Below are 26,926 nucleotides of genomic sequence, written 5' to 3'. Positions count from 1 at the left end.
CAAGCAAAAAGGTGGGACAACCAGTTTCCTGATTATCCCACCTTGTATGGCGCTAAGCGTTAGGCCTTGGTTGGATCGGTCAGATTGTATTTCTGTGCAGCTTCGGCTGCGACGGAACGATCGATCTTACCTTCCCGTGCAAGAGCGCTAAGTGCGGCGACAACGACGGATTCCGCATCGATGTTGAAGAAACGGCGGGCGGCTGGCCGGGTGTCGGAGAAACCGAACCCATCTGCACCCAAAGTAGTGTAATCGCCAGGAACGAAAGCCCGGATTTGCTCCTGCAAATCGGTAGCAAAGTCAGAAACCGCGATGTATGGGCCGGATGCCTTCTTCAGCTGGGTGGTGGCGAATGCTTCCTCAACGTCACGCTCCGGATGGCGCAGTTGTTCCTTCGCTTTGGCTTGGCCCTCCCGAGCCAGCTCAACCCACGATGTGACGGAGAAGATGTTTGCGGCGACGTTGTACTCGTCGGCAAGCATCTGCTTGGCGCGCAGTGCCTGCTGCATTCCGATACCGGATGCCAGCAACGAAACTTCGTGCGTGCCACCTTCAGCCTTCTCATAGAGGTAAATACCCTTGTGCAGACCCGCAACATCGAGGTCTTCTGGCTCCGCTGGCTGCGAGATCGGCTCGTTGTAAATGGTCAGGTAGTACATGACGTTCTCGCCACGGCCTGGACCATACATCCGGTCGATGCCTTCATGCAATAAGTGCGCAATCTCGTATGCGAATGCTGGATCGTAGGACACAACCGCAGGGTTGGTCGACGCCAAGATTTGCGAATGGCCGTCCATGTGCTGGAGGCCTTCACCGGTCAAGGTGGTGCGGCCAGCGGTGGCACCCAGAATGAAACCACGTGCCATCTGATCGGCGGCAGCCCAGAAGGAATCCCCGGTGCGTTGGAAACCGAACATTGAATAGAAGATGTAGAGCGGAATCATCGGCTCGCCGTGGGTGGCATACGACGTACCTGCGGCGATGAACGCTGCGGTGGAACCCGCCTCGTTGATACCTTCGTGCATGATCTGGCCGTCGACAGCCTCCTTGTAGGACAGCATCAAGTCGTGGTCCACCGGCACGTAGTTCTGGCCGTGCGGGTTGTAAATACCCATGGTTGGGAACCACGAGTCCATACCGAAGGTACGGGCTTCGTCGGGGATGATCGGTACGAACCGCTTGCCCAGCTCCTTGTCGCGCATGAGTTCCTTGAAACCACGCACCACAGCCATGGTGGTAGCGACTTCCTGCTTGCCGGAACCCTTGCGCAGGCTCCGTAGCTTGTCGATACCAGGAACCTCAATGGGGGTGTAGCTTTCCCGACGCTCAGGAACATAGCCACCGAGTTCACGTCGACGCTCCTGGAGATACTTGATCTCGGGGGAGTCCTCACCTGGGTGGTAGTAGGGCGGCAGGTATGGATCCTTCTCCAATTCTTCATCGGAAATCGGAATGCCCTGCTTATCACGGAACTTCTTCAAATCTTCCAGAGTGAGCTTCTTCATCTGGTGGGTTGCGTTGCGACCCTCGAAGTTATGGCCGAGACCGTAGCCCTTAATGGTGTGGGCAAGGATGACGGTCGGACGATCCTTGATCTCCAGCGCACGCTTGTAGGCAGCGTAAATCTTGCGATAGTCGTGACCACCACGTGGCAGCTTCCAGATCTCCTCATCGGTCCAATCTTCGACAAGCTTTGCAGTGCGTGGATCGCGGTTGAAGAAGTGTTCGCGAACGTATGCACCGTCGTTGGCCTTGAAAGTCTGGAAATCACCATCAGGGGTGGTATTCATAAGGTGAACCAGTGCGCCGTCCTTATCGGCTTCAAATAACTGATCCCATTCACGGCCCCAAACAACCTTGATTACAGACCAGCCTGCACCTCGGAAGAAGGACTCCAATTCTTGAATAATCTTAGTGTTACCGCGAACCGGGCCATCGAGGCGCTGCAAGTTACAGTTGATAACGAAGGTGAGGTTATCCAGGTTGTTCAACGCAGCCATCTGGATCAAGCCTCGCGATTCTGGCTCATCCATCTCGCCGTCACCTAAGAACGCCCACACATGCTGATCGGAGGTGTCTTTGATACCACGGTTGTGTAGGTAGCGGTTAAACCGTGCCTGGTAGATAGCATCCATTGGGCCCAGACCCATGGACACGGTTGGGAACTCCCAAAAATCTGGCTGTCCGTGCGGGTGAGGATAAGAAGGCAAACCACCTTGTGGGCGGGAGACTTCCTGACGGAAACCATCAAGATCGTCCTCAGTTAGCCGACCTTCCATGAACGCCCGCGCGTACACGCCAGGTGAGGCATGGCCTTGGAAGAAAATATGGTCGCCGCCGCCAGGATGATTCTTGCCCCGGAAGAAGTGGTTGAAACCAACTTCATATAATGGCGCAGCACCAGCGTAGGTGGAGATGTGTCCACCAACACCAATGCCAGGCCGCTGAGCACGGTGCACCATGATAGCGGCATTCCACCGAATCCACCGGCGGTAACGCTTCTCAATTTCCTCGTCACCAGGAAATTCCGGCTCCATTGTGGTGGGGATAGTGTTGACGTAATCGGTGGACGTCATAGGCGGCAGCGGAACCCGCTTCGCCGATGCGCGCTCCAGCAAGCGGAGCATGAGGTAACGGGCGCGATCTGGGCTGGACTGCTCCAATAACCCATCAAGGGAATCCATCCACTCGCGGGTTTCTTCCGGATCAGCGTCGTTGAGATAGGACGCGACTCCATCGCGGATGAGCGCAAAGTTCGTGTCCTCGATGGGCTTCCCGAAGTTCGGGTCTGCCATTCCACACCTCCAAAGGGGTAAGTTGATTTTTATTAGGTGAAAAACCACGTGATACACATTTGTGGCGCTATTCATGTGGCAATACCCCTCTACTCTACGTTGTGCCGGTCCTTTTTCGCTCTTTACGCATATAAATGCCAGGTTCCTAATACCGAGGTTTGAGGTGTTAACTGGGAAAATAGGGGAAAATGTGAGAAGAATCTTTAGTGTTATACGAGAGAAACTTCCCAATTGCCTGTATTCTTAGCCGTTGATGAACGTTCAAGATTCTAAGGAGAAGAACACCGTGTCCGCCCTCGCCGCTAGGTTAGGCATCAAGGACGGAATTTCGGTTCAAGAAGTTGGTTGGGATGATGACTGCGATTCGTCGTTAAGCGAAGCAATCGAAGACATCATCGGGTCGGAACTTCTCGACGAAGACACCGACGAGATTTGCGACGTAGTCCTGCTCTGGTGGCGGGCTGACGATGGGGACCTCGTAGACGGCCTCGTAGACGCCGTTCGCCCACTTGCTGACAACGGCGTGGTTTGGTTACTCACCCCAGGCGCCGGAAAACCCAATGCCCTAGCACCAGGTGAGATTGCCGAATCCGCTCAACTGGCCGGAATGGTGCAAACCAAGGCAGAACGCTTAGGCGATTGGCAAGGCAGCTGCCTGGTTCCACGCGGAAACAAGTAACGCGACTGAAAGGCGGCAAAAATCGCCTTGACCATACGTTTTGTGTGTTGCTTGATTTTGCTGTTACTATCTACCAGCGATGCAGTTAAGCATCACATGCGCCTTTAGCTCAGCTGGGAGAGCAGCTGGTTTACACCCAGCAGGTCGGCGGTTCGAGCCCGTCAGGGCGCACAGAAAGGTTGGCGGCTATGTCGTTAGGAATTTTCCTAGGCATAGCCGCCGATAGGGTTTTGGGGGACCCTGGGGGGAAATGGCACCCAGTCGCACTGTTTGGCAGATACGCCAGCTGGCTGGAAACTCATTTGTACCAACCAAACCGGCGCGCCGGGATTATCTACGTTGCAGGCTGCGTCATACCACCTGTAGCTGCGTCGATCGTTGCGCACCGGCGGTGGCCGCAAGCATCGACTGCAGTGGCGCTGTATTGGGCGTTGGGCGGAACGACACTGGAACGAATCGGCAACACAATGGCGTTAGCCTTGGAACGCGGCGACAAAGAAGCTGCGCGGGCGCTAGTGCCGTGGCTATGCTCGCGTGACCCCCAGCTATTAGACGACACCGGGATGGCCCGGGCGGCAGTGGAATCCCTGGCGGAGAACACCTCCGATGCGGCGATTGCACCGCTGGTGTGGGCAAGCCTCGGTGCGCCGGGAGTAGTCCTTCACCGGGCGGTAAACACACTGGATGCGATGGTTGGCTACCGCAATGACACATACGCCCAGTTCGGCTGGGCTGCGGCCACACTCGATGACGTGTTGGCGTTTGTGCCCGCCCGGATAACCGCTGTCACTCACGTAGCGATCGCTGCAACGAAAGGCCGGTTCCGCGCGGCCATTCGCGCATGGGTTGAAGATGCGCCGCACCATCCAAGTCCGAATGCCGGCCCGGTGGAAGCGACCGCCGCCGCAGCCCTTGGGGTGCAATTAGGCGGGCCTACGGTTTACGCGCACGGAATAGAACAGCGCCCGGTATTAGGGCAAGGCCCGCGCCCTAGCTTTTCGACGATCCACGACGCCGTCCGGCTATCGCGCACCACGCAGCTTATCGTTGCCGCCGGGGTGATAGGCGCTGGTTTTGTACGTCGGCGCTTGCGTTAAGACGCTGGGCCATCTTGCTGGTTAATCCTCACGAATGTGCCCATACTAATAACAGGAAAATTATTATGGACAACGCACTAATAAACGAGATTCCGCACCCCATAAAAAGCGGACTTAACCGCACTTTTTCGGTTCCATCTTCATCAGTTTCCGGATACGGTTTTTTACCTAAATTTTCCCGAATAAAAGGCACGAACGATCCTTTTCCAAATGGGAGCGTATATCCACTGAATCTGAACCAATCCCCTAGGAAAAGCATTAGGGTCACAAAGACAACTAGCTTTATCAAAAAAGGTATATCACCCTTGTGGATCCAATACTCGTAGTAGAAAATTAAACTCAATAACGATGCGGGAATTAATCCCACCATAAAAGATAACATCAGTTCAAAAATGAAATACCAACCGCCAAAAGGATTTCTTTTTAATTCATGTTCCCTATGGTGGACATGGCGAATGATGTATATGAATGATGGAACGAAACCAAGGAAAATAAAAATCACTTCTGGGGAAAGGATACTCATATATTTTTGATTAAAAGCGTTGAAATTAGTTTTAACTTCGGTTGGCTAAATAACTAAACAATTATTCGGTGAGAAAACCTCAGTCTAAAGGTGTCTCAGCACGAGGATTAACACGACTATCGTGACCGGTATTGCAAAGAACAATGTCGCGCAGCCCTTAAATAGCCACGTGGAATTTGTTTCCGCTACTTCCGAAGCTACAGCAGAATCTGGGTAAGGGTTTTTACCCATAATTTCACGCATAAAAGGCCGAAAATCGCGCAAACGGGTTTTGTAATGAAATCCGGATAATCGAATCCATGTAGATAAGGTAAAAGACAGGTAAATTATAATAAATGCGGATAGGGAAAACGTGAGTCTCCGTATCGGAGACATGGAGGTGGAGAAGAAAAACGCATCGATCAACAAAGCTGGGAAAAGGCCAGAAATAAAGTACAAAGAAAATTCAAAGAGGAAATACCATCCTCCAAAATGGTTGGATTTTAATTGCAGCTTTTTTTGATCGGAAAATGTAAAAATATAAAAAAGTGCAGGCAAAAAACCCAGAAAAAAAACTAAGGCAGTATAGTTGAAAGCGCCCATCTATCGTTTCTATTTCCCTCCATCAAAGTGGGCAATATTGAATTAAACCCCGGCTTTATCTTTCATTGACTTTTAAAGTAGATGTTCAGTTGCAAATTCTCCAACAGCAGTATCCTCAATTGCTTCGCCGATTTCGTGTCCGAGTTTTTTGCCTAGCTCTGAGCCTGCAATGCCGCCGACTGCGCCACCAACTATCGCACCGATAGGACCTGCTACGACTGATCCTGCTAAGGCGCCGCCAGCCATTCCGCCCAAGCTACCTCCTGCTATTGATCCGCCTGCTTCTATCAGTGGGGTAAGTTGATCTGTAGCTTTGGCATCCTCGTAGCTATTATAAAAACTGACTGCGTTTCCAACATGGCCTACCATCCCGAGTGGTTTGATGAAGTGTGCTACTTCGTCGATGTGTTGTGCTGCTGCAATACCGGAAGGTTCAGGGGCGTAGAGGTTGTCGATTTTTTGGATAGCGTCTAGGCCTCCTGATGCGCCGCCTGCTGCTGTTGCTGCTGGGTTGACTCCTTGGTTCCATGCTGTTTCTATATCGCGAGGAATAAGAAGGGGTTCTTTGGTGATAGTTGGCTCTGATAGATGATAGGACATCACTGGGCTCAGGGGTGTTTCTTGCACATTAAGACTACCGCTTGACACGTCTTGCCAGGTGGATGCCAGTGGGGTTTGTGGTTGGAGCATATTCGTTACCCGGTATGGGGCATGTGGTGTGGTAAACGATGCTTGTCTACCAGTGTAGGTATTTTCCACCACCATCCCGTTAGAATATGTAATCTGCTGCGTGGTGGTATTCGTTACCGGATCCCACCGCTGATAACTTTGATACGGCTGCAGGGTTGACCCATGCGGCGGACGGGGAAAGATCTTTTCATGCCCACCATCAGGGGTATCGAAAATGAGTGTGCCATCACCAGTCCGGTGCGATGGGTCATAGGTACCAAATGCACGCCCAGGAGTATACGGCATACCGTTATTATCAAACCCGTACGGGTTTCCTAATGGGCTGGCATGCGATTGCCGCACCACAGCATCAACCCCACCAGAACCAGTAGCCGGTGGGCGGATCAACGTGGATGTCACCCCGTCTGGTAACGGTAGTTGCCCGTTAGCCATGAGGTATGCCTCGGTGTTGGTTTTCCTGGTTGTGTTCCGCCGAAGGGTTTTCGGATCAACCGGCCCTTGAACCCCCGGGCGCAGCATCCGCATATCCGTTATCACCTGAGCCATAGGCACCACCCTGCCGAGGGTTGGATCGAAAATACTCCGGTTGCCGGCATCCACATAAGAATCAGAACCAGCAGATAACCTATCCGGGTCAAAGTACTCCGGTTGCACCTTATCAGCCGGGTGGTCAAGGATACTGCGAAACATTCCCCGCATCATGGTTGTGATCGGATCAAACAGTGATGTTGCATACTGGTCATGCTCGGCATACAACCTCGCAAACATCACCGCCTGCCGGCCGATACGTTCGATATCTTCCATCAGTTTCGCTGCCGCGTACTTCCACGTTGACCGGGTATCGTCCACCGCTTGGGTGATAACATCGCCGGAAATCTCATCCGCACCCACCAGCGGGGTAATCTGATTCATCCCCGATGCCACCAGCTCTGCTACCTGATCTGCTGTGTCGGCCAGTGCCTCTAATTCCCACACAACCACCTGGAAATACGGCGACAGCCCAGAAGGATCCACACACGCCACCGCCCCCTCGGTGCTAGCTTTGACCACACTGGTCACCTGCCCAGCAGCCCGGGTGGTTACTTCCAGTAACTCTGCTTTGATGGTATCGGCACCTGTAAGGCATGCTTCCCACTCGGCTACCGCTTGGGTGTAGGCTACTTCGCACATCTTAAGATTCGCCTGCGCCACACTAATAGCTGCAGCATTACCTGTTGATATCGCAAGCGCAAGGTGTGCTTCAGCAGCATTGACCGCCTCAGCTGCCGTATTCACCGCCGTATGGCACCCCATGCCGGTAAACCGCTGCGCATCCATCTTCGTTTTAGCATCCCCCAAACCAGCCGCATAGGTACGAATCCCGGCATACACCTGCTCACCTACGCTGGAGGCAACCTGTAACTGCGACGGCACCGCTTCGCCAACATGTTGGTTAAACGCCTCACCTTCGCTACCGACAAACCCATATGGTTGCGCCCCCACCAACAATCCAGCGCCCCGGGAACAGTCATCAGCAAAATCCAGCCACTGCTGCGCACAGGAGATCACCGCCTGCTCATCACCACCGATATAAAACCGAGGACGATCAAACACACTAAAATCCGGCAACAAAACAGCAGGCACACCCAACTCCCTCATGTCACATAAACAACGATCAATAGCAACCAAGCTATAAGAACCACCACACCGTGCACAACAACCCCTACCCCCACATAAGGGGAAACTAACCCGACCAATGAATACAACCGCTGACCGTGAGACATCGAAAAACAAAAACTTATGCAGCTCATACAAGTTCAAGGAGGTGAGCCGAAGACCTCATCGGCGGGCGTGAAGTGTAAAACCGCACCGATTCGGTGTGTGAAGTCGGTGCGGCTGATCGGTGTTTATGGGCGTCTGCGGTAATGATTCGGGTGCTGGTTGCCGTAGCGGGATCTGGAGCGGGTAGTTGGCTGCGGTTCCGTTTCTTTGGCTGGTGTGGCGGGGGAATCGGGTAGTTCGGGTTCCGGGGTGTTGGGATCGGGGCCTGCGCCGGATGTACTGGTGGTTGCGGCCATCTCGGCTTCTTCCCGCTTGGCGCGGCGGCGTTCCTTCGCCTCTGACCAAATGAAATACCCCAACCCCAGCGGTGCCATAATTCCAAACGCTATCCACTGGAACCCATAGGAGAGGTGATTGCCTCGGTCGAGTTTCGGGATGGGGATGTAATTAAGCAGCCCTGGTTGGTCGTCGGAAAGCTGGGCGTAATCTTGCGCGAGTTTCAGCCCGGTCAGCTCACCTATTTGTTGAGTGTTGATGCCATAAACCTGGATGGGGTCGGCGGTGGTCGGTGGGTTCTGCGGGGTTGGTTCCGATACCCGCGCATGGGCGATGATCGTGACCACACCGTTTGGTGCAGGTGGAATGGTTGGCTCCACCCCGGCGGTGACTGGTTCGAAACCACGGTTTATCAGTATCGTTTCCCCGGAGTCGAGTTGGAACGGGGTCAGTGCGTGCACCGCCGGGGTGGATTCGACTGGCCGAAGCCTCAGGATTACTTCCTTTTCAGGCAGGTAACGACCGCTGAGGTTAACGCGCATCCATTCTTGGTTGTCCGTGATTTTCCCCTGGGCATCGAATACCGCTGAATAGGGTTGCGGGTCGACTTTGAAGGCTTGTTCAATGTGTTCGTTGCGGTCGACGATTTGGGCGTCTTTGTTTAGTTGCCAGGGGGACAAAATGGTGAAGGCAGAGTAGGAGAAGGCGATCACCAGGATAATGGTGATGATCCAGCCGGGGTTGAGAAACACTTTCCACCCGGATTGTGGGCCAGCCATGGGTTTAGCTTTCCTCCAATTCGGTTCTAATCCAGTCGATTATGCCCGGAATTCCTGCCTCGACCTGTAACCGTACCAGTTCAAAATCGGAAGCGTAGCCGTAGTAGGGGTCCTCAACATCGACGTCGGCACCCGCTTCCGGGTCGAAACTGCGCCATAGTCGAATCTTGGTTTCGGGGATTCCTAACCGCAGCAGGGATTGAACGTGGCTGGAATCCATCGCGATGATGAGGTCCGCGTTGGCGTGGGAGTCATCGAATTGTGCGGCGCGGTGTTCGTCGCCGTTGTATCCGGCTTTGCGCAATTCGGTGATTGCGCGGCGGTCGGCTTTCTCCCCAACATGCCAGCCGCCGGTGCCGCAGGAATCGACCTTGACGTCGTCGTTAAGCCCGGCGTTGCGGATGGCATGGCTTAAGATAACATCGCCCATGGGGGAGCGGCAGATATTTCCGGTGCACACAACAGTGATGTGGAGTTTATGCCCAGCGGTCACGGATGATTCCTTTCAGTTCTTCTACGCTGTGCGCCACGTGTGTCGCATCAGCCCATTCAGTCGGGTTGCCGTAGCCCCAACTGACTAAAACTGTATCAATACCGTGTGCTTTTGCCCCGATCGTATCGTGGCTTCGATCGCCAACAAGCACAATATCGTCGACGTCGCCGATCTGTTCCAGGACATTTCCGATGATGGCATCCTTGGTCGTTCGGTTCCCATCGGCGGCACCGATGATGGTGAAATGCTGGTTGAGTTGGTGTAATTCCAAAATTCCTTCCGCCGCCGCGCGTGCCTTATTGGTTGCGGTGCACAATGTGTAGTCGGCCGCACGCCAGTGATCCAGTAATTCCCGGATGCCGGGGAAGACCGTCGATTGCGCCATGCCGCCCGCGCGGTATTGTTCCCGGTAGTATTCCACCGCATCAGCACCCAAACCGACGGAGGCTAGGGTTTTATCGATTCCGGGGCCGAGCGCGGCGCGGAACCAATCGTCGTTGGGCTGGGGAACAGCAAAGTGGTCGAGGGTGCGTCGCAGGCATTGGTGAATGCCAGGTGCGGAGTCGATGAGGGTGCCGTCGACGTCGAGAAGCAAAAGGGGCATACCACTCACTGTAAAGTATGGGCCATGCTTTCACGGATACACGGTGACATCGACGCCGCAGGTGCCGAGTGGGATTTCGCGGTCAACGTCCAGCCCGGCATGCCGACGTGGCTTTTCGACGCCTTAAGTGACGCACTTCATCGGCTCGCCAGTTATCCCAGCGATGCGGAAGTCCGTGAGGTCACCGGCATGATCGCCACCTACCACGGCGTACCGAATGATCATGTCGTGTTGTTGGCAGGTGCAAGTGAAGGTTTTGCCATGCTCCCGAAACTGGCACCAGCCCACCCGGCGGTGGTACATCCGGGTTTCTCTGAACCAGATATTGTTCTAACGGACGCTGGTTGCACCGTTGACCGGGTCGTTTTGCCGCCGCCGTTTACCCAATTGCAGGGCATTAGTGAGGCGGCGGATCTGGTCATAATTGGAAACCCCACCAACCCCACCGGGGTGTTATGGGATAAAGCTGACCTTTTGGCGCTGCGACGTCCTGGTCGGATTCTGGTGGTGGACGAAGCGTTTATCGACCTTGCCAGCGAAGAAAACTCCCTGGCGGCGGACACCGCATTGGGCGACATCATCGTGCTGCGCAGCCTCACCAAAACGTGGGGACTGGCGGGACTGCGCATCGGATATATGGTTGCTGCACCGAAATTATTGCGCACCCTTACCGCAGGTAGGGCACACTGGCCGATTGGAACTTTGCAGTTAGCGGCTGTCCGGGCGATTTTTAACCATCAAGATCAGGAATTGCCGAGGCTGCGGTTACAAGTGGCACAACAGCGGGAAGAAATGATTGACAGACTCACCGAGAGTGGGTACTCGATTGCTTCGCCTTCACAAGCCCCGTTCATCTTGGTGACTGGTGGGAATGAAAAGAGACGTCAGCAATTATTAGCCCAGAAAATAGCCATCCGGCGGTGCGATACTTTTCCTGGACTAGGATTAGACTACTGGCGACTTGCGGTACGAGATCGACAAACCGTCGACAAGCTCATCGCCGCTTTAACGTGACTGATAGGGACAAAAAGAACATGCGTGTATCCGACATTATGGCGGTACTAGATGCCGCCTACCCACCCCACCTAGCTGAAAGTTGGGACGCCGTGGGGCTGGTGTGCGGCGACCCGGAAGCAGAAGTGGACAGGGTAGCACTAGCACTTGACTGCACCCAGGAAGTCGCCGAAGCGGCAGTTGATGCTGGGGCGCAGATGCTTATCGTGCACCACCCGCTTTTGATGCGCGGGGTCACATCGGTTGCAGCGAACACCCCTAAAGGCAAGGTTATTCACACCCTCATCACTGGCGGTGTGGCATTATTTTCCGCCCACACCAACGCCGACTCGGCACGCCCCGGCGTAAACGACAAACTAGCGGAATTAGTTGGCATTACTGCGACCCGACCGATCAAACCCAAACTCTTTGGTCTGGATAAATGGGGGGTGCAGGTTCCAGAAGCTGACGCAGAGGCGGTCAAAGACGCCATCTTTGCCGCAGGCGCTGGCGAGATAGGTGAGTACAGTCAGTGCGCGTTCAGCTTCCCCGGAACCGGGCAATTTAAGGCGTCGACAAGCGCAAACCCGGCGGTAGGAAACATCGGTGAACTCACCACGATCACCGAACTCCGCATCGAATTTGTGGCCGGACGAAACCGCCGTTCCGCCATCATTGACGCCCTGCGCCACAGCCACCCTTATGAAGAACCCGCATTCGATATCACCAGCTTAGAACCCACCGCCGACATCAATACCGCCTACGGGCTTGGACGCATCGGCGAACTTCCCGAACCTATGCGGTTTAAAGACTTCGTACAACAAGTCGCAAATGCACTGCCGGAAACCGAGTGGGGGATACGCGCCGCCGGTGACCCGGAAAAACTGGTTAAGAAAATCGCCGTCAGCTCCGGCTCAGGTGACAGCTTCCTTAGTGACGTTGCAGCACTCGGCGTCGATGTTTATGTCACCTCGGATCTTCGGCATCACCCCGTCGACGAACATCTGCGGGCAGGCGGGCCGTTTATCATCGACACCGCCCATTGGGCGAGCGAATACCCGTGGACCAGCCAAGCGAAAGAAATCCTCAACCACGCGCTGCCGGAGCTTGAAGTTGATATTCTTCCCATTCGCACCGACCCGTGGACCCTATCCGCCCACCCCAACAAAGAATCAGACTAAAACTGCGTTAACCGTTTGCGCAGCTTAGTCGACTGGTGCAAGAAGCCAGCCTTAACACAACCCCACATCCATCACGTTAACCAAGGAAAGCATTGTAGAAAATGAAACTCGAACCGGACCTACAGCAACAGCTACTAGAACTAGCAACCATGCAACGAGTTGCCGCCACCGGCGTAACCCGGAAACCAAGCTCCGAGGAACAAGAACTAGAAACCGCCCAGAAAGAACTCGACCGCCAGCGCAAAGCCGCAGGGGCGGCGCAGATGGCTGTCGACGACATGGAGTTGGAAATCCTGCGTATCCAGGAAGACGAACGCAAACTGCGGCGCCGCGCAGCCGACGATAAACAACAACTTGGTGCCGCCACCGACCCGGAGCTACGCAAAGACCTAGAAAAAGACCTGTATTCCGCTAAATCCCGGATCGCCACCTTGATGAGCGAACTCGCCGAAGCGCACAACGAAATCCATGCGCTGCGCAATAACCGCGACCTGTGTAGCCAGCGGGTGAAAGAAGCACAGGAAAAAGTCGAGACCGCACGCCGCGCCATTGAGGCGTTACCGCAGGATAACGTCGCCGACCCGCTGACCCGAATCGCCGAACTGCGCGAGATAATCCCCGCCGATGTTATTGCGGAATACGACGCCCAGCGGCTCGAAAACACCGTCGGGGTCGCCGCATTCAACGGACGCAGCTGCGGTGGGTGCTTTATAGTCTTACCACCAGGAGAGATTTCCGCGATTCGCGCCACCCCAGCCGACGAACTGCCGCAGTGCCCCGATTGCGGCAGCTACCTAGTGCGAAGCTAAAAGCGGAGACCGGCATGAAAGTAATCATTGAAGCCGACGGCGGTTCGCGGGGCAATCCTGGGGTCGCTGGCTCCGGCACCCTTATTCTGGACGAAACCGGTGGGGTACTGCGAAAAATCTCCTACGCGGTGGGCACCGCTACCAATAACGTCGCTGAATACCACGGGTTGCTCAACGGACTTAAGGCAGCCAGCGAACTTGGTGCCACAGCGGTTGATGTCCGCATGGACTCCAAACTCGTGGTGGAACAAATGTCCGGGCGCTGGAAAATCAAACATCCAGACATGAAAGAACTCGCGCTACAGTGCCAAGCGTTGCTGCGGAAATTCGACGACTCGACGTTCACCTGGATACCGCGCAACGAAAACTCCCGGGCGGACGCGCTGGCGAATATCGCCATGGATGCAGTAGAAGCAGGGGCGAAACCGGGGGAAATTCCGCTTGACGAGGCCACCTGTGCCGCTTCGGGTACCGATTCGCCTACAACTGAAGCTAAGCGTGCTGAGATTACTCCCACCTGCTGGAACGGCGCCACCACAACCGCGACCCGGCTTATCCTGCTACGCCACGGCCAAACCCAAATGTCAGCCAATCGACAATACTCAGGACATTCCGATCCAAAGCTCACCAAGGTTGGCCAGTGGCAAGCAGCACGTGCAGCACAGCGGCTCGCCGCCCGAGGCGGAATCGCGGCGATCGTTTCGTCGCCGCTGCAACGATGCACCGAAACCGCCCAAGCGACAGCTGATGCATTGGGCCTTCCGGTGACTTGTGACGCCGGGCTGATCGAAGTCGACTTCGGCGAGTGGGACGGACTGACGTTCAACCAGGCATACGAGACCAACCCGAAGCACCACGCCAGCTGGCTGAGCGACCCGCAGGTTGCCCCACCTGGTGGTGAATCCCTCGCCCAGGCGCATCAACGGGTCGCCCAGACATTAAATCAGCTGCGGGAAACCTATGCCGGGAAAACTGTCTTGGTGGTCAGCCATGTCAGCCCCATCAAAGCGATCGTCAGCATCGCCTTAGGCGGGGCTGCCGATATGGCGAATCGGATGCACCTTGATCTGGGATCCATATCGATCGCCGAGTTCTATTCCGACGGGCCGACCTGCGTGCGGTTACTCAACGACACCGCCCACCTGGCGCAGCCGAAGTGACAACCACAATAAAGCTGGTTGACGCACATATTAACAGGCAATGGTGTGGGCGGAGATCAGGTGGCAGCATTGTGGTGTACAGTGGCTTAAGCGAATGAGCCGACTGGGCGATCGCGGCCTGCTGTGCGAACTGCCTTTTCACCCCTTCGGGTGTTAACGGCAAGCGTCAGGTCGAGGAAAGTCCGGACTCCACAGAGCAGGGTGGTTGCTAACGGCAACCCGGGGCAACCCGCGGGCACGTGCAACAGAAAGCAAACCGCCTAGGAAACTAGGTAAGGGTGAAACGGTGCGGTAAGAGCGCACCAGCACGTTAGGCGACTAACGTGGCTGGGTAAACCCCACCTGGAGCAAGGCAAGAAGGCTGCACTGGTACTCGTGCTGGTGTGGCTGCGCAAACGTTTGAGGGCGGCTCGTCTGAAGTTTGTGGGTAGCTGCTTGAGGCGGGTTAGCAATAACCCGTCCAGATGGATGATCGCCACCGGGAAACCCGGTACAGAATCCGGCTTACAGGTTGGCTCATTCGCCCATCCTCCCAACCGAATCCAAAGAAATCATGAAGCTATACGCAGCAGACGTCGATTTTCGTCCCATTGTCGAGGAATTTAGTCTCAATGGGGACTTCACCGATGAACAACGTGCGGAGGCAGCCGCCGCCGTCGATCATTTCCCCGACGATCGAATTGACGCCACGGACATCCCCTTCGTCACCATCGACCCAGCAGGCTCGATGGATTTGGACCAAGCGGTCCATATCGCTGCCCGCCCGACTGGCGGATTCATCGTTTCATACGCCATCGCCGACGTCGCTGCGTTCGTGCGACCCGGGAGCGCCGTCTATGCCGAATCTTTACGACGCGGCCAGACCCTCTACCTCCCGGATGCACCTATCCGGCTGCACCCGCCGGAATTATCCGAAGACAAAGCTAGCCTGCTGCCTGGGCAAACCCGGCCAGCCGCGCTGTGGCACATCGAACTAGACGCTGCGGGGGAAGTCGAAACCAGCCGCGTCGACCGCGCGATGATCCGCTCCGTTAAACGCTATGACTACGAGGAAGCCCAGCAAGAATACGAAGCAGGGACGATTCACCCCGCGATCCAACTCTTGCCACAAGTCGGACAGTTGCGGGCCGAAAGCAACCTCCGCGCCGACGCCGTGACACTGAATATGCCCAGTCAACGGGTACACCGCCGCCCCGATGGGCTTGCTGAACTGCGCATTGAACCCCGGGTGCCAATGATGGATTACAACTCCGAAATATCACTTTTAGCTGGCATGTGCGCCGGGCAGATCATGGCCGATGCCGGGATCGGGGTGCTGCGAAGCTTAGCGTTGCCGGAAAATTCCGCAGTAACCGAATTCTGGAAAGAAGTACGCAGCCTTGGCTTTTCGACGCATGAGCAGCAACTAGGGACATTCCTGCGCACCCTGGATGGCAGCACCCCTCGGGGGATGGCCGTGATGCGGGAAGCACAAAAACTGCTACGCGGTGCGGATTATCTTAACCTCAGCAACAGTGATCCCTTGCCACATGCTGGTGTCACCGGCACCGCAACCGGGGTATACAGCCACGTCACCGCACCACTGCGTCGGTTAGCTGACCGCTTCGCCACCGAAATCTGCCTAGCTATCACCGCCGGTTCCAACGTCCCGGAATGGGTAACAACGGACCTTGCGCAGGTTCTGGAAACCATGACTGAAAGCTCCCGGCTAGCCGCCGCCGTTGACCGTGCCTGCCTCGATTACTGCGAAGCCCACGTGCTGCAACCGTGGATCGGGGAGCAATTCGACGCCATCATCATTCAGGCTGATCCCAAAAACGACGCTGCCCGCATCTTCATCGAAGAACCACCAGTCTTCGCCGACTGCGACAACACCACCGACGAGGAAGGAATCCGCCGCCCCGTCACGCTCACCACAGCCGATCCCGCTACCCGGGAAGTGCGGTTTAGCGCGGTGTGAGTGGGGAACCTTGAAAGTCTGCGACTGAGATGATGCGCAAGGCCTTGCGAGGAAAAACGCCTTACAGCGAATGTTCCGGTGGTTGCTTTGGTCTGGGCCTAGAACCTGACACACATCACCTGCTGCCCCCGCCTGCAGCAATGTACCCCGCTGCACAAGCGATGAGACCGAGCAAACTGCAGCCAATGGGCACTCCTAGCGGCAGCGTTGTGAATAACAGCATGCATGCAGCTACGTAAGCGATGGTTGCGACAACGAACCACCACGCGGCAGATACAGATCTGCGTCTGACTAGCGGGTGGCTCGTTTTGGTTTTTACAGCCGCAGAAATAGCAGTGGCGGATAGGATAGCCGCGCACGCCATGATGAAAACTGGGTACCAGAGACTATCCAAAATTCCTCAACTTCATGACGGTGGCAAGGACTACAGCCGCAAATTTTAGTCGCACCGCTTGATTAGTGGGCGCGCCAAGCCCCGGGCAACCAGCACCAGCGAGTGTCGCTACGGTCGAAGTTCTTGAAACTGAGGTCCGGCGATTGAAACGTTTGTTTCGGTTTCGGTGTGTGCGGCGACAACGTAAGCATCAATGATCCATTGACGATGGGCTCTTCTGTGGCAGTGGCTGCGGTGTACGGCATGGCAACAGGCTCATCGTTGTGGGTTTCTTTACAGGTGTGAGAAGTATCCGCATCGGTCGTTCCTTGCGGTAAGAAAGTCGCGGAAGCGAAAGAAGCCCGCGCGGCCAGGGTTGGTGTCATAAATATTGGGAGCGAGACTGCCAGTGCCGCGGCAATGAACGCTGGTCCTAATCTAGAATTCTCGGGAGATTAGTCCTATTGATACTATGGGAGATCTGCATTCCGATCAGTGATCCGCTATTGGATACTTTATATCTATAAGCCTTCCTTGGCGGAGCATGGCATAAGCGTAAGCCATGAAGAAATCAGACGTGCTTTTGCCCTCTGATAGGGGATATCATGTTCCTTTGTTGCCATTTACGGTTTCGTGAAACATCTATTTTCCGGTCGCGCTAATGCGTTGGTGCGTTAACATTTGTGGTAGTCGTGCCGGTGGGTGGTTTATTCTGCAAATAGAAGTGTGTAGTCGCTATGCGTGATAGATGGTTGTACAACTTGCAGTTAAAGCCATTAATTCTGCATTTTAGGAACGGAATTGCAAGATATGAATTACATGCTTATTGCTCTGGTTTTGTCGCTGGTTTTATTTATTTTTAGTGTGTTTAAAAAGTTCGGCAAGCGATGGCGGAAATTTGCGCTGTTAGTTCTTTCTTTTTGTTTGATTGTGCTCACCGGTTTTGGATATCTGTTCCCGTTTAATCCGACGCCGGAACCAAAGGGGGATAAGGAGGTTCTGACGGTGGATGCGTTTTATCGTCATGAAACAGCGTTTCCGAAGATGCAGACTACAGAGGGCGAACGCGAAATCCCGGTGCGGGTGTGGTATCCGCGTGGAGCGAAAGAAAAGAGCCAGCCGTTACTGGTGTTTTCACACGGGTCTTTTGGCGTTTCCCGATCGAATGAAACGCTGTTCCGCGAGCTTGCTTCCCGTGGTTATGTCGTGGTGAGTCTCGACCACCCGCATCATTCGTTTAGCACCACGCTTTCCGGTGGGCAGGCCGTCCGGGTTGATGGTGGATTCCTAAAAGACGTGATGAGTCTGCAAAAATCAACGGATATTCAGGCCAATCTAGCGGCACTGCGTGGTTGGTTGGAAATCCGGGTTGAAGACATGAATTTTGTGTTGGACACAATCCTGGATCGGCAGGTTGACAATGATTTTGAAAAATACATAGACCCCACCCGCATTGTGTTATCGGGTCATTCTTTGGGCGGGTCGGCCGCCTTGGCGGTGGGCGATAACCGGCATGAGCAGGTGCGGGCGGTAGTCGCTTTGGAGTCACCGTTTATCCACGATATCGAGAGCGTTGCGGGGGAGTCATATGTTTTTAGTGATGATGAGTACCCAATTCCGGTTGCGCATATCTATTCCGACGCGGTGTATCCACATATTGCGGCTGACACGTTGTATAAGCAAAACTACCGCCTCATTAAGGCCGACGATCCGCGTTTTTTAAACAAACACATAGCCGGGGTGGGGCACCTTGGGTTGACAGATTTGGCGTTGGTTTCACCGATGATGACGAATTGGCTGGATTCCGGTCTGGATACGCGCCGCCCACCAGAGACGTTGGTGGAGCTCAACGGTTATGTCGTTGACTTTTTAGCCACGTATAACGGCTGATACTCACCCGGTTATGTGTCGTGTGAACACCAGCCGCAGGGTTTTCACTTTTTTACACTTGTAAGAGTGTGGCGGGGGTGCCGTTGGTTAATTCGACGATGGTGAAGCCGTCGTCGCTAAGGTCGGCGATGAAATTACCGGCGCGGGTGCTCTTAACCAGGGCGATTACCGCGGGGCTAAGCCCGCTGTGCGCACTGCGGGCGCTGTCGGCACCCCGGGTGATGCATAGTTGGGCAATTTTATCGTCGATGCTGGTCACACCATAGAGTCCGGCCATGTTGTGTTGGGATTGGGCTAACGCCGGGTACACGTCGGCGATGCGGCGGGAGCGGATTGCTTGGGTGACGGTTTGCACGGTGTGTAGTTCGTCGCAGTGGTAATCCATCCACTGATTGGCTTCCGAAATAGTGGGGAGATTGTCGGTGCCGTGGACCTCGTGGCAGGCCCGAAGCCAGTCGATGACGCGGATATTTGCCTCCGGGAGCAATCGGATGGACTCGGCGCCGAATGCGCGAGTTGCTTCGTCGACGAATGCTTGTCGACGCTTAAGCTCCTCCGATGCAGGTTCAAAGTCAGAAACCGGGGGGATTACGGCAATAGCTGCGGTTTTATTAAGATTGCCGACTATGTGGCTTGCTTGGGTGATGGAGAAATCTGCATAGTCAACGACGTTGATCATTCCATCTTTTCCGCGTAGTGCCACTGTGTAGCGTGCCCGGAGGGCTGGTTCTGTGCGATAGAGCTGGGCGGCCTGGTAGCAAATGTCGGCGAGTTTGGTTTTGGCGGGCGGGGTGTCAATATCGTCGATGGCGTGTGCCAGTGCCAGTGCGGTTGCTACTTCAATAGCTTCGATTTCGCCCAATCCACTTAGCGGTGGGATTTCGGTGCCAATGGTTATGTCGAAACCTTTGGCATCTCGGCTGAGCATTTGCCGCTGGATCATGGTGGTGGCAAGGCCAGCGAGTTGAGTCGCCCGGGTAGAGGTATTGGTCGCGTTGGCATCCTGGTTTTGTGGCAGCGGCGCGGAACTGGTGGTTTCCGCCCAGTCGCCTGATGCTGTGAGTTGGTATTCGTGAATGTTGACCGCATTGTCACGGCGGGGGCTGATGGATACGGCTGCATGAAGATCCGCGATGCTCATCAGCACAATGCCCCCAGCGTGGTCGGTGTGTTCCCCAATGAGCGACCAGGTTGCTGGCGCGGTTGCTACTGCCTCTGCTGGAACACTGTAGCTAGCGAAGTGCCAGGCTTGTACCCGCTGTGCGATGGGGGTGTCACTGCTGTGGGTATTGGACCAGATTGGCATGATGCGGAAACTTCCTTAGGGCGGGGTTGGCAATATTCCACACTAATGTAGCAATCGAATGGGCAGATGTGGGGTGGGCTTGACGATAACCTGACCAAGAAACTTAAAAATAGGTAGCGTGGAAGACAGCATAGGTGCGGTGTCAACCGAGCCCGAATAGAAATGAAGGATGGATAATCATGCAAAATGAAGATCTCAAATGGTTCTATAATCAAGAAACCGGCCAAGTTGAACAAGGCAAGGTTTCTAGTTTTGAAAGCCGCATGGGCCCGTACGATACCCGCGAAGAGGCAGAACATGCGATTGAAATTGCCGCCGAACGCACCCGTGCGGCGGATGCGTACGACGAGAAATACAACGACGAAGACTAACTGCTACAAGCTGACTCCTGTGGTTGGTTAGCGCTTTTTGCGCTTTTTTGCACCCCGGTTTTTCTTCACGTTGGTGTGTTTGTTGGTGCGGTGGATGAGCTGCTTAAAGGCAGCGGCCACCGCCGCGTACGTTTGTTCGTAGTCAGCCAAAACGTGTTGGCTTAATTCGTGTTCAAGCCGGTAAAGCACCCCAAACCCGAAGGTATTGATCCCGTGGCGATGTGCATTGCCAGCGAGTTTGAGTAATTTGTCGCGGGCGGTGACGCTGTCTTGGAAATCGCCTAGGACGGCCTGCATGTCTTTGCAGGCTTTATACAGGTCAAGAGTGTCAATGGATGTGGCATCGCCGATCGCTTCCGCCGCGTAGCGTAGTTTCTTCGCGGCTTTACGTAGATCGTGGAAGTATGTTTCCCGATCACGCAGCGGGATTGTGGAATCTTCCCAGGCAAATACTGCCTTTTCGTGCCGGTTCCGGAGTTTACGAAAATTATCTTTCACGTGCTGGATGAGGATTTTCCCCGATGCGGCCCGGTCAGCGCCGGTTCCGATTGCACTGGCGGCTAGTTCCGGGCGGGCGAGAAATTCGTCCAATAAATCCAACATGGTGAGGTAGCGTGCGTCGTCAAGCACTTTCTCGATGCGTTGATGGGCGTGTTCGTATTCCCGTCGCATCACGTCATGCAGGTAAGTAGCGGTGGCGTCGTCGATCGCGCCGGTTTCCTCCAGTTCGCACAGCAGGCGGAACCGCTCAGCGATCACCTCGGCGTCGCGGGCTTGGCCTAAAATCCCGGCGAGTTGTTTCAGCTTTTCCGCCAGCACCAAATGGGTGTCACCAACCAGTATTCCCTCAAATGTTTGCAGGTGGCTGCGCAGCTCCCGGGTGGCTACCCGCATCTGGTGCACCGAATCCCATTCGTCGCGGCGCACTCTGGGATCAAAGTCAACCAGTTTGTCGCGGTTGCGTTTCAGCGCGTGCAGCACCGCATAGGCGGGGGAGTCTTCGGCGACTTCCGCCAGCTGCGGCGGGGTGGGGGCGTAATCGATGCTGTCGCCTATAGCCATCGCCAGCTTCGACGGGCTTTTCGACGCCACCGCGCCCGCCGACCGCAGGGCCTCGGCGGATGCTTTCAGCAGCGCGTCCGGTTCATCGCAGGCATCGGTTAGCTCTATTTCCCATTCCCGCCATTGCGTTTTCTCACCCTGCGGCAGGAAGGATTGCGCGGATACATGGTCGTCGCAAAATTCGGCGATGATAGCCCCGGTGTCGTCTGCAAGCAAAGATTCGTGCCGTTCATTATCCACCTGCGCGATGGGGATCAATTCCTCATTTCGGATAATGGCACGCACCGCCGCGAGAATGACATCGGGTGGTTGTTCCGCGTCAGTAGTAAGTGGATGGTGGATTTCCCGCCGCCCATTGGCCGCCGGGAGTTTAATATGCCACCCATCGTCGGTGCCGCCGGTGCGGCGTCGCAAGGTAATCTTCGCCCGGCTTAATCGCACGTCTGCGGTGTCGAAATACGTTGCGGTTAGCCGGTGAATCCTAGTGTTGGCTACCCGGGCCACCCCAGCGATGTCGCTGAGGTCAGGTACCGCAGTGTCGTTATCCACCGCAAATTTCGCTTCTACCTCAAGTTGCTCATGTAGTCCCATAACCTGGATGCTACCTGGATTCTCATCATCGCTGCCTTGGGTGTGACCCGCCAAACGAAAACCGCTGCCATAGCCGGTAGCTACCACTATCGGCAACTCGACCTTTTCATCCCCTTGGAGCAGAAAACCTCATGCGCGTTGCGAATAAGTCGAGTTGCCCGCTTGGAGCACGAACAAAAAGGGTTTGCTATGGGTCAGAATTCTTGGTGAAACCTGACGTACTCGACCAATCCGCCACCGCGAGGGTGAACCTGGGGTCTGCGTCTGGAAAAGTCGAGTTCCCATAAGGAACCCCGGTGTCAGGCGGTGGATCGTCGAAAAGCAATAGGTGCTACATGCCCGCGCTGGCGGGCAGATTTTCCTGATAGCGAAGCTGGAAACGCCTTTGAAAACTACACCCTGGCGGCGCGTACCCAATTGGATAACAAGGCGCTATCGTGGACATATGGATTCACAACAGGAATACGTGCTGCGCACCATTGAAGAACGCGACATTCGCCTAGTGCGGCTATGGTTCACCGACATCTTAGGTTCTTTAAAATCGGTGGCGGTAGCACCCGCCGAGCTAGAAAGCGCCTTTGCAGAAGGAATTGGTTTCGACGGTTCCGCCATTGAGGGGTTTTCCCGTATTTCTGAATCCGACACCATCGCCATGCCCGACCCCTCCACCTTCCAACTCTTGCCGGTCGACGGCGACGACCACCCGATTCAATCGGCCCGCATGTTCTGCGACATCATGAATCCCGACGGGCACGCCTCCTATTCCGACCCCCGGCAGGTGCTGCGCAGGCAAGTACAGATCGCCGCCGATGAAGGGTTCAGCTGCATGGTCAGCCCCGAAATCGAGTTCTACCTGGTAGAAAACCTCCAAACCGCAGGGCAGGCGCCGAAACCCACAGACAACGGCGGCTATTTCGACCAAGCCAGCTACAACATCGCGCCGCACTTTAGGCGAGACGCCATGTTCGCGCTTGAGGACATGGGGATACCGGTGGAATTCTCCCATCACGAAACCTCACCAGGTCAGCAAGAAATCGATTTGCGGCATGCGGATGCCCTCACGATGGCCGATTCCATCATGACGTTTCGCTACCTGATGAAACTCATCGCCCAACGCAATGGGGTAGGGGCAACGTTCATGCCCAAGCCATTCCAACAATATGCTGGCTCTGCCATGCACACCCACATGTCCCTGTTTGAAGGCGACATCAATGCATTCCACGACCCGGATGACGAATTCAGCCTGTCGCGCACCGCGAAGCAATTCGTGGCGGGCATTCTCACCCATGCCAATGAAATCTCCGCCATCACCAATCAGTGGACTAATTCCTATAAACGCATCCTCTTCGGCAATGAAGCACCAACCGCCGCTACCTGGGGTGTTTCCAACCGTTCCGCGTTGGTGCGGGTGCCTACCTACCGGCTAGCCAAGGAACAATCCCGCCGCGTGGAAGTGCGTTCCCCGGATTCCGCCTGTAATCCTTACCTAGCATTGGCAGTGCTGTTGGGAGCTGGCCTTAAAGGCATCCGCGAAGGTTACGATATTCCCGAACCTGCTGAGGATGATATTGCTTCGTTGTCGCGCCGGGAACGTCTTGCCCTAGGTTATGTTGATTTGCCTGGCAGTCTGGATCAGGCGTTGCGGGAGATGGAGAAATCCGAATTTGTTGCGGACATTTTAGGTGAGCACGTATTTGAGTTTTTCCTGCGCAATAAGTGGCGCGAGTGGCATGATTACCAGCAGCAAATTACTTCGTGGGAATTGCTCAATAATTTAAGCTTCTAACGCAAAAGTTTCCAAGGATTATAAAGCCCATGACATCGCCGCGCACCACTCGTAAGACCCTACCTACCACGGGAGCGTTAAGCTTAAGTAGCCCGCAAGCCATTGCTGATTTGGAGCAGCTTGGCTGGTGGAATGATGAGAGCGTTGAGATTTTGTGGGCACTCAGCGGTGCCGCCGACCCGGACCTGGCGCTGAACCAATTGATCCGCCTCAGACAGGCGCTTACCGACGATGCTGGGGCATTCACGGAATTGGATGCGGAGATTCGCACGAATCCGTGCCTGCGGGTGCGGTTATTTGCCTTGCTGGGGGCATCGAGTGTGCTGGGGGATCATTTAGTTGCGCAGCCAAAATTGTGGCGGTTATTGCTTGTCGACGCCCCCACACGCGAAGAAATGCTCGAAACCTTACTGGCCAGCGTTGAAGCAATTCCAGCATATTTTTCCGAGGATATCGGCTACACCGGGGTGTGTGATACCGCCCGCCCCGACCGCACCACGGTCGGCACCTATGTTGCTGGTATCAACGGCCCGGAAGCCGAAGCGGCTTTACGACGCGACTACCGCACCCTACTCATGCGAATAGCCGCAATTGATGTGGCTGGCACCTACCCAGAAAACTCCCGTCGAGTAGGGCAACCCGAAGTGCCGTTTCGGCAGGTAACCGAGCAATTAGCCGACCTGGCGGATGCGGCACTCACCGCAGCCCTAGCGGTTGCTACCCGCCAGGTGTACGGCGATAATCCGGTCGATAGCCGTCTGTCGATCATCGCTATGGGCAAATGTGGTGCAAAAGAACTCAATTACATTTCCGATGTTGATGTCATCTTCGTGGCGGAACCAGCCGGGCCAAAAGCAACCCGGCAGGCCAGCGAAGTAATAAAAATAGGCGGCCGGTGCTTTTTCCAAGTCGATGCCGCGCTGCGCCCCGAAGGTAAACACGGGGCGCTGGTTCGCACACTCGAATCCCACATCACCTACTACGACAGGTGGGCTCACACATGGGAATTTCAGGCGCTTTTAAAACACCGCCCCATGACCGGTTGCATGCACCTAGGGCAGGAATATTCCGATGCTCTTTCACCCAAAGTCTGGCAGGCCAGCAGGAGAGACTCATTCGTTGCTGACGTGCAAGCCATGCGTCGAAAAGTAGTAGCCAACGTCCCGGAACATCTGCAATACCGGGAACTCAAACTCGGGCACGGCGGGCTACGCGATGTCGAGTTCGCCGTACAATTGCTGCAACTCGTGCATGGCCGCTCCGACGAAACGCTGCGGACCCTAGCGACAGTCGACGCATTAGCCGCGCTTATCGACGCAGGCTACATCGGACGCGAAGCAGGCGCTAGCCTCATCGAAGCATACGAATTTCTCCGGCTATTAGAGCACCGATTACAGCTACAAAAGGTTAAACGCACCCACACGCTACCCGAACGCGACAACACCGCCGCCTGGCGGTGGTTGGCGCACGCCGCAGGATTCCGCGGAGAGAAAAACCGCTCCAGCGTCGACATTTTAGAAGAAAACCTACGTAAGGTGCGGCTTATTATTTCCACCCTGCACCGCCAATTGTTCTACCGGCCACTACTTGACTCCGTCGTCAACTTTAGCGTCGATACAATCAAACTTAGTCCCGATGCCGCTAAAGAACAGCTGCGCGCCTTGGGTTATAAACACCCCGACCGGGCATTCGAACACCTCACCGCCCTGGCCGCAGGCGCGAATCGCAAGGCAAAAATCCAAGCGATGCTCCTGCCCACCCTCATGGAATGGCTCGCGCCCACCGCCGACCCAGACGCCGGACTCCTTAACTACCGAAAACTCTCCGAAGCGGCTTTTGACCGCACCTGGTTTTTGCGGCTGCTGCGTGACGAGGGGATCATCGGAAAACGCCTGATGACAATACTCGGCAATTCCCCCTACACTGCCGACCTCATCATTTCCACCCCCGATATTATCAAACAATTCGGCGACGGGGCGAGCGGGCCAAAACTACTAGAAACCAAACCCGACACCGTATCCACCTCGCTCGTCCGCGCCGCCTCGCGCCATGACAATCCCGATCGGGCAATCCAAGTGGCGCGCTCCCTGCGACGCGCCGAACTGGCCCGCATCGCCGCAGCCGACGTGCTCAATCTCATGGATGTCAAAGACGTCTGCCGGAGCCTCTCACTCGTTTGGGACGCAGTACTCGAAGCCGCCCTGCAAGCAGAAATAGCAACGGCTTGCGCCGAATCCGGCAGACCTGCGCCTTGCGAAATAGCCGTCATCGGCATGGGACGACTCGGCGGGGCGGAACTTGGCTACGGATCGGATGCCGATGTGATGTTCGTCTGCGAACCAGCCCTAGGGGTCGACGAGTCCGACGCCGTGAAATGGGCCATCGGCATTTGCGACCGGATGCGCAAACGATTAAGCAAACCATCCGGTGACCCACCATTAGAAGTCGACCTCGGCCTTCGCCCCGAAGGCCGATCCGGCGCAGTCGTGCGAACCCTAGAGTCCTACCGCAGTTACTACGAACGCTGGGGCGAAGTGTGGGAGATCCAGGCGCTTTTGCGTGCCGACTGGATCGCCGGAAACCCGGAGCTTGGGCACCGATTCCTCGAAATGATCGATGAATTCCGCTACCCACCCAACGGCGTGGACGAAAAAACCATCCGCGACGTACGCCGCATGAAAGCCCGCGTGGACAACGAACGACTCCCACGCGGTGCCGACCGCAATACCCACACCAAACTAGGGCGCGGCGCACTCACCGACATTGAATGGACAGCCCAGTTACTCACCCTCATGCACGCACATGAAATCCCCGAACTGCGCAACCCCTCCACACTGGCGGTTCTTGATGTAGTTGCCGCGAAAAACCTTGTGGAACCTGACAAAATACAAACACTTATCGACGCCTGGCTATTGGCAACCAATGCCCGAAACGCCATCGTGTTGGTACGCGGCAAACGCAAAGACCAATTACCACACCCTGGACCACAACTGGCGCAAGTAGCGGGCGCGGCCGGATGGGACCCGGAGGAATCCCAAGACTTCTTGGAAGAATACCTGCGGCTCACGCGCCGGGCGCGGAATGTTGTTGACGAAGTCTTTTGGGGTGAAGTGGTTCCCGAACACGGTGAATATTGATGACTGGAGTGTTCACTGACAAAGGGTT

General features: G+C 55.4%; 20 protein-coding genes, 1 tRNA gene and 1 other RNA gene. 13 read left to right on the top strand and 9 right to left on the bottom strand.

The window, feature by feature from the left end; translation table 11 throughout:
- Nucleotides 1–59: 59 nt before the first annotated feature.
- Entirely contained in the window at nucleotides 60–2,795 is a 2,736-nt protein-coding gene (gene aceE, locus CMUST_RS11145; protein ID WP_047262585.1) for a pyruvate dehydrogenase (acetyl-transferring), homodimeric type, read from the bottom strand.
- 253 nt (nucleotides 2,796–3,048) lie between these two features.
- Between aceE and CMUST_RS11140 the strand changes: the two genes are divergently transcribed.
- From CMUST_RS11140 to cbiB, 3 genes are all read left to right on the top strand, one after another.
- The gene (locus CMUST_RS11140; RefSeq protein WP_047262584.1) at nucleotides 3,049–3,474 is read left to right on the top strand and encodes a DUF3052 domain-containing protein; all 426 of its coding nucleotides are present in this window, start codon (nucleotides 3,049–3,051) and stop codon (nucleotides 3,472–3,474) included.
- A 98-nt stretch (nucleotides 3,475–3,572) separates the two neighbouring features.
- Nucleotides 3,573–3,645: transfer RNA gene (locus tag CMUST_RS11135), tRNA-Val, on the top strand.
- A gap of 17 nt (nucleotides 3,646–3,662) precedes the next feature.
- Nucleotides 3,663–4,571 carry an adenosylcobinamide-phosphate synthase CbiB gene (gene cbiB / locus CMUST_RS11130; protein WP_047263588.1) on the top strand — a complete coding sequence of 303 codons (909 nt, stop codon included), beginning with the start codon at nucleotides 3,663–3,665 and terminating at the stop codon, nucleotides 4,569–4,571.
- Between the two features lie 28 nt (nucleotides 4,572–4,599).
- Here the strand turns inward: cbiB and CMUST_RS11125 are convergent, their stop codons facing one another.
- From CMUST_RS11125 to CMUST_RS11100, 5 genes are all read right to left on the bottom strand, one after another.
- On the bottom strand, nucleotides 4,600–5,094 hold the full coding sequence (locus CMUST_RS11125; protein WP_047262583.1) for a hypothetical protein: 495 nt from the start codon (nucleotides 5,092–5,094) through the stop codon (nucleotides 4,600–4,602).
- 654 nt (nucleotides 5,095–5,748) lie between these two features.
- A complete protein-coding gene (locus tag CMUST_RS16055) occupies nucleotides 5,749–7,989 on the bottom strand; it encodes a hypothetical protein (protein WP_052844694.1) in 2,241 nt (746 codons plus the stop codon).
- Nucleotides 7,990–8,252: 263 nt separating this feature from the next.
- Nucleotides 8,253–9,182, bottom strand: coding sequence for an SURF1 family cytochrome oxidase biogenesis protein (locus CMUST_RS11110; RefSeq protein ID WP_047262581.1), 930 nt, complete (start codon nucleotides 9,180–9,182; stop codon nucleotides 8,253–8,255).
- A gap of 4 nt (nucleotides 9,183–9,186) precedes the next feature.
- A complete protein-coding gene (locus CMUST_RS11105; protein ID WP_083987544.1) occupies nucleotides 9,187–9,675 on the bottom strand; it encodes a low molecular weight protein-tyrosine-phosphatase in 489 nt (162 codons plus the stop codon).
- Entirely contained in the window at nucleotides 9,659–10,279 is a 621-nt protein-coding gene (locus tag CMUST_RS11100) for an HAD hydrolase-like protein (protein ID WP_047262580.1), read from the bottom strand. The genes CMUST_RS11105 and CMUST_RS11100 overlap by 17 nt, the downstream gene beginning before the upstream one ends.
- Between CMUST_RS11100 and cobC the strand changes: the two genes are divergently transcribed.
- The 6 genes from cobC (at nucleotide 10,193) to CMUST_RS11075 (ending at nucleotide 16,382) form a co-directional block, all read left to right on the top strand.
- The gene (gene cobC / locus CMUST_RS11095; RefSeq protein ID WP_330218032.1) at nucleotides 10,193–11,293 is read left to right on the top strand and encodes an Rv2231c family pyridoxal phosphate-dependent protein CobC; all 1,101 of its coding nucleotides are present in this window, start codon (nucleotides 10,193–10,195) and stop codon (nucleotides 11,291–11,293) included. The genes CMUST_RS11100 and cobC overlap by 87 nt on opposite strands.
- A 20-nt stretch (nucleotides 11,294–11,313) precedes the next feature.
- Nucleotides 11,314–12,453 carry a Nif3-like dinuclear metal center hexameric protein gene (locus CMUST_RS11090; protein ID WP_047262578.1) on the top strand — a complete coding sequence of 380 codons (1,140 nt, stop codon included), beginning with the start codon at nucleotides 11,314–11,316 and terminating at the stop codon, nucleotides 12,451–12,453.
- Between the two features lie 101 nt (nucleotides 12,454–12,554).
- Nucleotides 12,555–13,262, top strand: coding sequence for a zinc ribbon domain-containing protein (locus CMUST_RS11085; protein ID WP_047262577.1), 708 nt, complete (start codon nucleotides 12,555–12,557; stop codon nucleotides 13,260–13,262).
- Nucleotides 13,263–13,276: 14 nt separating this feature from the next.
- Nucleotides 13,277–14,422: a bifunctional RNase H/acid phosphatase gene (locus tag CMUST_RS11080; RefSeq protein WP_047262576.1), complete on the top strand. Its 1,146-nt coding sequence runs from the start codon at nucleotides 13,277–13,279 to the stop codon at nucleotides 14,420–14,422.
- 95 nt (nucleotides 14,423–14,517) lie between these two features.
- An RNA gene (rnpB, locus tag CMUST_RS16180) (RNase P RNA component class A) lies at nucleotides 14,518–14,945 on the top strand.
- Between the two features lie 30 nt (nucleotides 14,946–14,975).
- Nucleotides 14,976–16,382: an RNB domain-containing ribonuclease gene (locus CMUST_RS11075; RefSeq protein ID WP_047262575.1), complete on the top strand. Its 1,407-nt coding sequence runs from the start codon at nucleotides 14,976–14,978 to the stop codon at nucleotides 16,380–16,382.
- A 456-nt stretch (nucleotides 16,383–16,838) separates the two neighbouring features.
- On the opposite strand, the gene CMUST_RS11065 is transcribed toward CMUST_RS11075, so the two are convergent.
- The gene (locus tag CMUST_RS11065; RefSeq protein WP_047262573.1) at nucleotides 16,839–17,141 is read right to left on the bottom strand and encodes a hypothetical protein; all 303 of its coding nucleotides are present in this window, start codon (nucleotides 17,139–17,141) and stop codon (nucleotides 16,839–16,841) included.
- 433 nt (nucleotides 17,142–17,574) lie between these two features.
- On the opposite strand from CMUST_RS11065, the gene CMUST_RS11060 reads away from it, so the two are divergent.
- A complete protein-coding gene (locus tag CMUST_RS11060) occupies nucleotides 17,575–18,645 on the top strand; it encodes an alpha/beta hydrolase family protein (protein WP_158408231.1) in 1,071 nt (356 codons plus the stop codon).
- 52 nt (nucleotides 18,646–18,697) lie between these two features.
- Here the strand turns inward: CMUST_RS11060 and CMUST_RS11055 are convergent, their stop codons facing one another.
- Nucleotides 18,698–19,951 carry a galactokinase family protein gene (locus CMUST_RS11055; protein WP_047262571.1) on the bottom strand — a complete coding sequence of 418 codons (1,254 nt, stop codon included), beginning with the start codon at nucleotides 19,949–19,951 and terminating at the stop codon, nucleotides 18,698–18,700.
- Between the two features lie 179 nt (nucleotides 19,952–20,130).
- On the opposite strand from CMUST_RS11055, the gene CMUST_RS11050 reads away from it, so the two are divergent.
- On the top strand, nucleotides 20,131–20,322 hold the full coding sequence (locus CMUST_RS11050; protein WP_047262570.1) for a hypothetical protein: 192 nt from the start codon (nucleotides 20,131–20,133) through the stop codon (nucleotides 20,320–20,322).
- Between the two features lie 27 nt (nucleotides 20,323–20,349).
- Here CMUST_RS11050 and CMUST_RS11045 read toward each other — a convergent pair whose 3' ends face one another.
- The gene (locus CMUST_RS11045; protein ID WP_330218047.1) at nucleotides 20,350–22,062 is read right to left on the bottom strand and encodes a CYTH and CHAD domain-containing protein; all 1,713 of its coding nucleotides are present in this window, start codon (nucleotides 22,060–22,062) and stop codon (nucleotides 20,350–20,352) included.
- Between the two features lie 358 nt (nucleotides 22,063–22,420).
- On the opposite strand from CMUST_RS11045, the gene CMUST_RS11040 reads away from it, so the two are divergent.
- Both CMUST_RS11040 and CMUST_RS11035 read left to right on the top strand, forming a co-directional pair.
- Nucleotides 22,421–23,761 carry a glutamine synthetase family protein gene (locus CMUST_RS11040; protein ID WP_047262569.1) on the top strand — a complete coding sequence of 447 codons (1,341 nt, stop codon included), beginning with the start codon at nucleotides 22,421–22,423 and terminating at the stop codon, nucleotides 23,759–23,761.
- Nucleotides 23,762–23,790: 29 nt separating this feature from the next.
- The gene (locus tag CMUST_RS11035; RefSeq protein ID WP_047262568.1) at nucleotides 23,791–26,898 is read left to right on the top strand and encodes a bifunctional [glutamine synthetase] adenylyltransferase/[glutamine synthetase]-adenylyl-L-tyrosine phosphorylase; all 3,108 of its coding nucleotides are present in this window, start codon (nucleotides 23,791–23,793) and stop codon (nucleotides 26,896–26,898) included.
- The last annotated feature ends 28 nt before the right edge of the window (nucleotides 26,899–26,926 follow it).

It is taken from the genome of Corynebacterium mustelae, from assembly GCF_001020985.1.
Taxonomy (GTDB): Bacteria; Actinomycetota; Actinomycetes; order Mycobacteriales; family Mycobacteriaceae; genus Corynebacterium; species Corynebacterium mustelae.
Note: the sequence above shows the minus strand (reverse complement) of the source record. Positions and strands in the feature narration are given on the sequence as shown.

Bases quoted from the DNA above. Each gene is read 5' to 3' on its own strand.
- aceE (WP_047262585.1), bottom strand. From the start codon at position 2,795: ATGGCAGACCCGAACTTCGGGAAGCCCATCGAGGACACGAACTTTGCG.
- CMUST_RS11140 (WP_047262584.1), top strand. From the start codon at position 3,049: ATGAACGTTCAAGATTCTAAGGAGAAGAACACCGTGTCCGCCCTCGCC.
- cbiB (WP_047263588.1), top strand. From the start codon at position 3,663: ATGTCGTTAGGAATTTTCCTAGGCATAGCCGCCGATAGGGTTTTGGGG.
- CMUST_RS11125 (WP_047262583.1), bottom strand. From the start codon at position 5,094: ATGAGTATCCTTTCCCCAGAAGTGATTTTTATTTTCCTTGGTTTCGTT.
- CMUST_RS11110 (WP_047262581.1), bottom strand. From the start codon at position 9,182: ATGGCTGGCCCACAATCCGGGTGGAAAGTGTTTCTCAACCCCGGCTGG.
- CMUST_RS11100 (WP_047262580.1), bottom strand. From the start codon at position 10,279: ATGCCCCTTTTGCTTCTCGACGTCGACGGCACCCTCATCGACTCCGCA.
- CMUST_RS11090 (WP_047262578.1), top strand. From the start codon at position 11,314: ATGCGTGTATCCGACATTATGGCGGTACTAGATGCCGCCTACCCACCC.
- CMUST_RS11085 (WP_047262577.1), top strand. From the start codon at position 12,555: ATGAAACTCGAACCGGACCTACAGCAACAGCTACTAGAACTAGCAACC.
- CMUST_RS11080 (WP_047262576.1), top strand. From the start codon at position 13,277: ATGAAAGTAATCATTGAAGCCGACGGCGGTTCGCGGGGCAATCCTGGG.
- CMUST_RS11075 (WP_047262575.1), top strand. From the start codon at position 14,976: ATGAAGCTATACGCAGCAGACGTCGATTTTCGTCCCATTGTCGAGGAA.
- CMUST_RS11065 (WP_047262573.1), bottom strand. From the start codon at position 17,141: ATGACACCAACCCTGGCCGCGCGGGCTTCTTTCGCTTCCGCGACTTTC.
- CMUST_RS11060 (WP_158408231.1), top strand. From the start codon at position 17,575: ATGCTTATTGCTCTGGTTTTGTCGCTGGTTTTATTTATTTTTAGTGTG.
- CMUST_RS11055 (WP_047262571.1), bottom strand. From the start codon at position 19,951: ATGCCAATCTGGTCCAATACCCACAGCAGTGACACCCCCATCGCACAG.
- CMUST_RS11050 (WP_047262570.1), top strand. From the start codon at position 20,131: ATGCAAAATGAAGATCTCAAATGGTTCTATAATCAAGAAACCGGCCAA.
- CMUST_RS11040 (WP_047262569.1), top strand. From the start codon at position 22,421: ATGGATTCACAACAGGAATACGTGCTGCGCACCATTGAAGAACGCGAC.
- CMUST_RS11035 (WP_047262568.1), top strand. From the start codon at position 23,791: ATGACATCGCCGCGCACCACTCGTAAGACCCTACCTACCACGGGAGCG.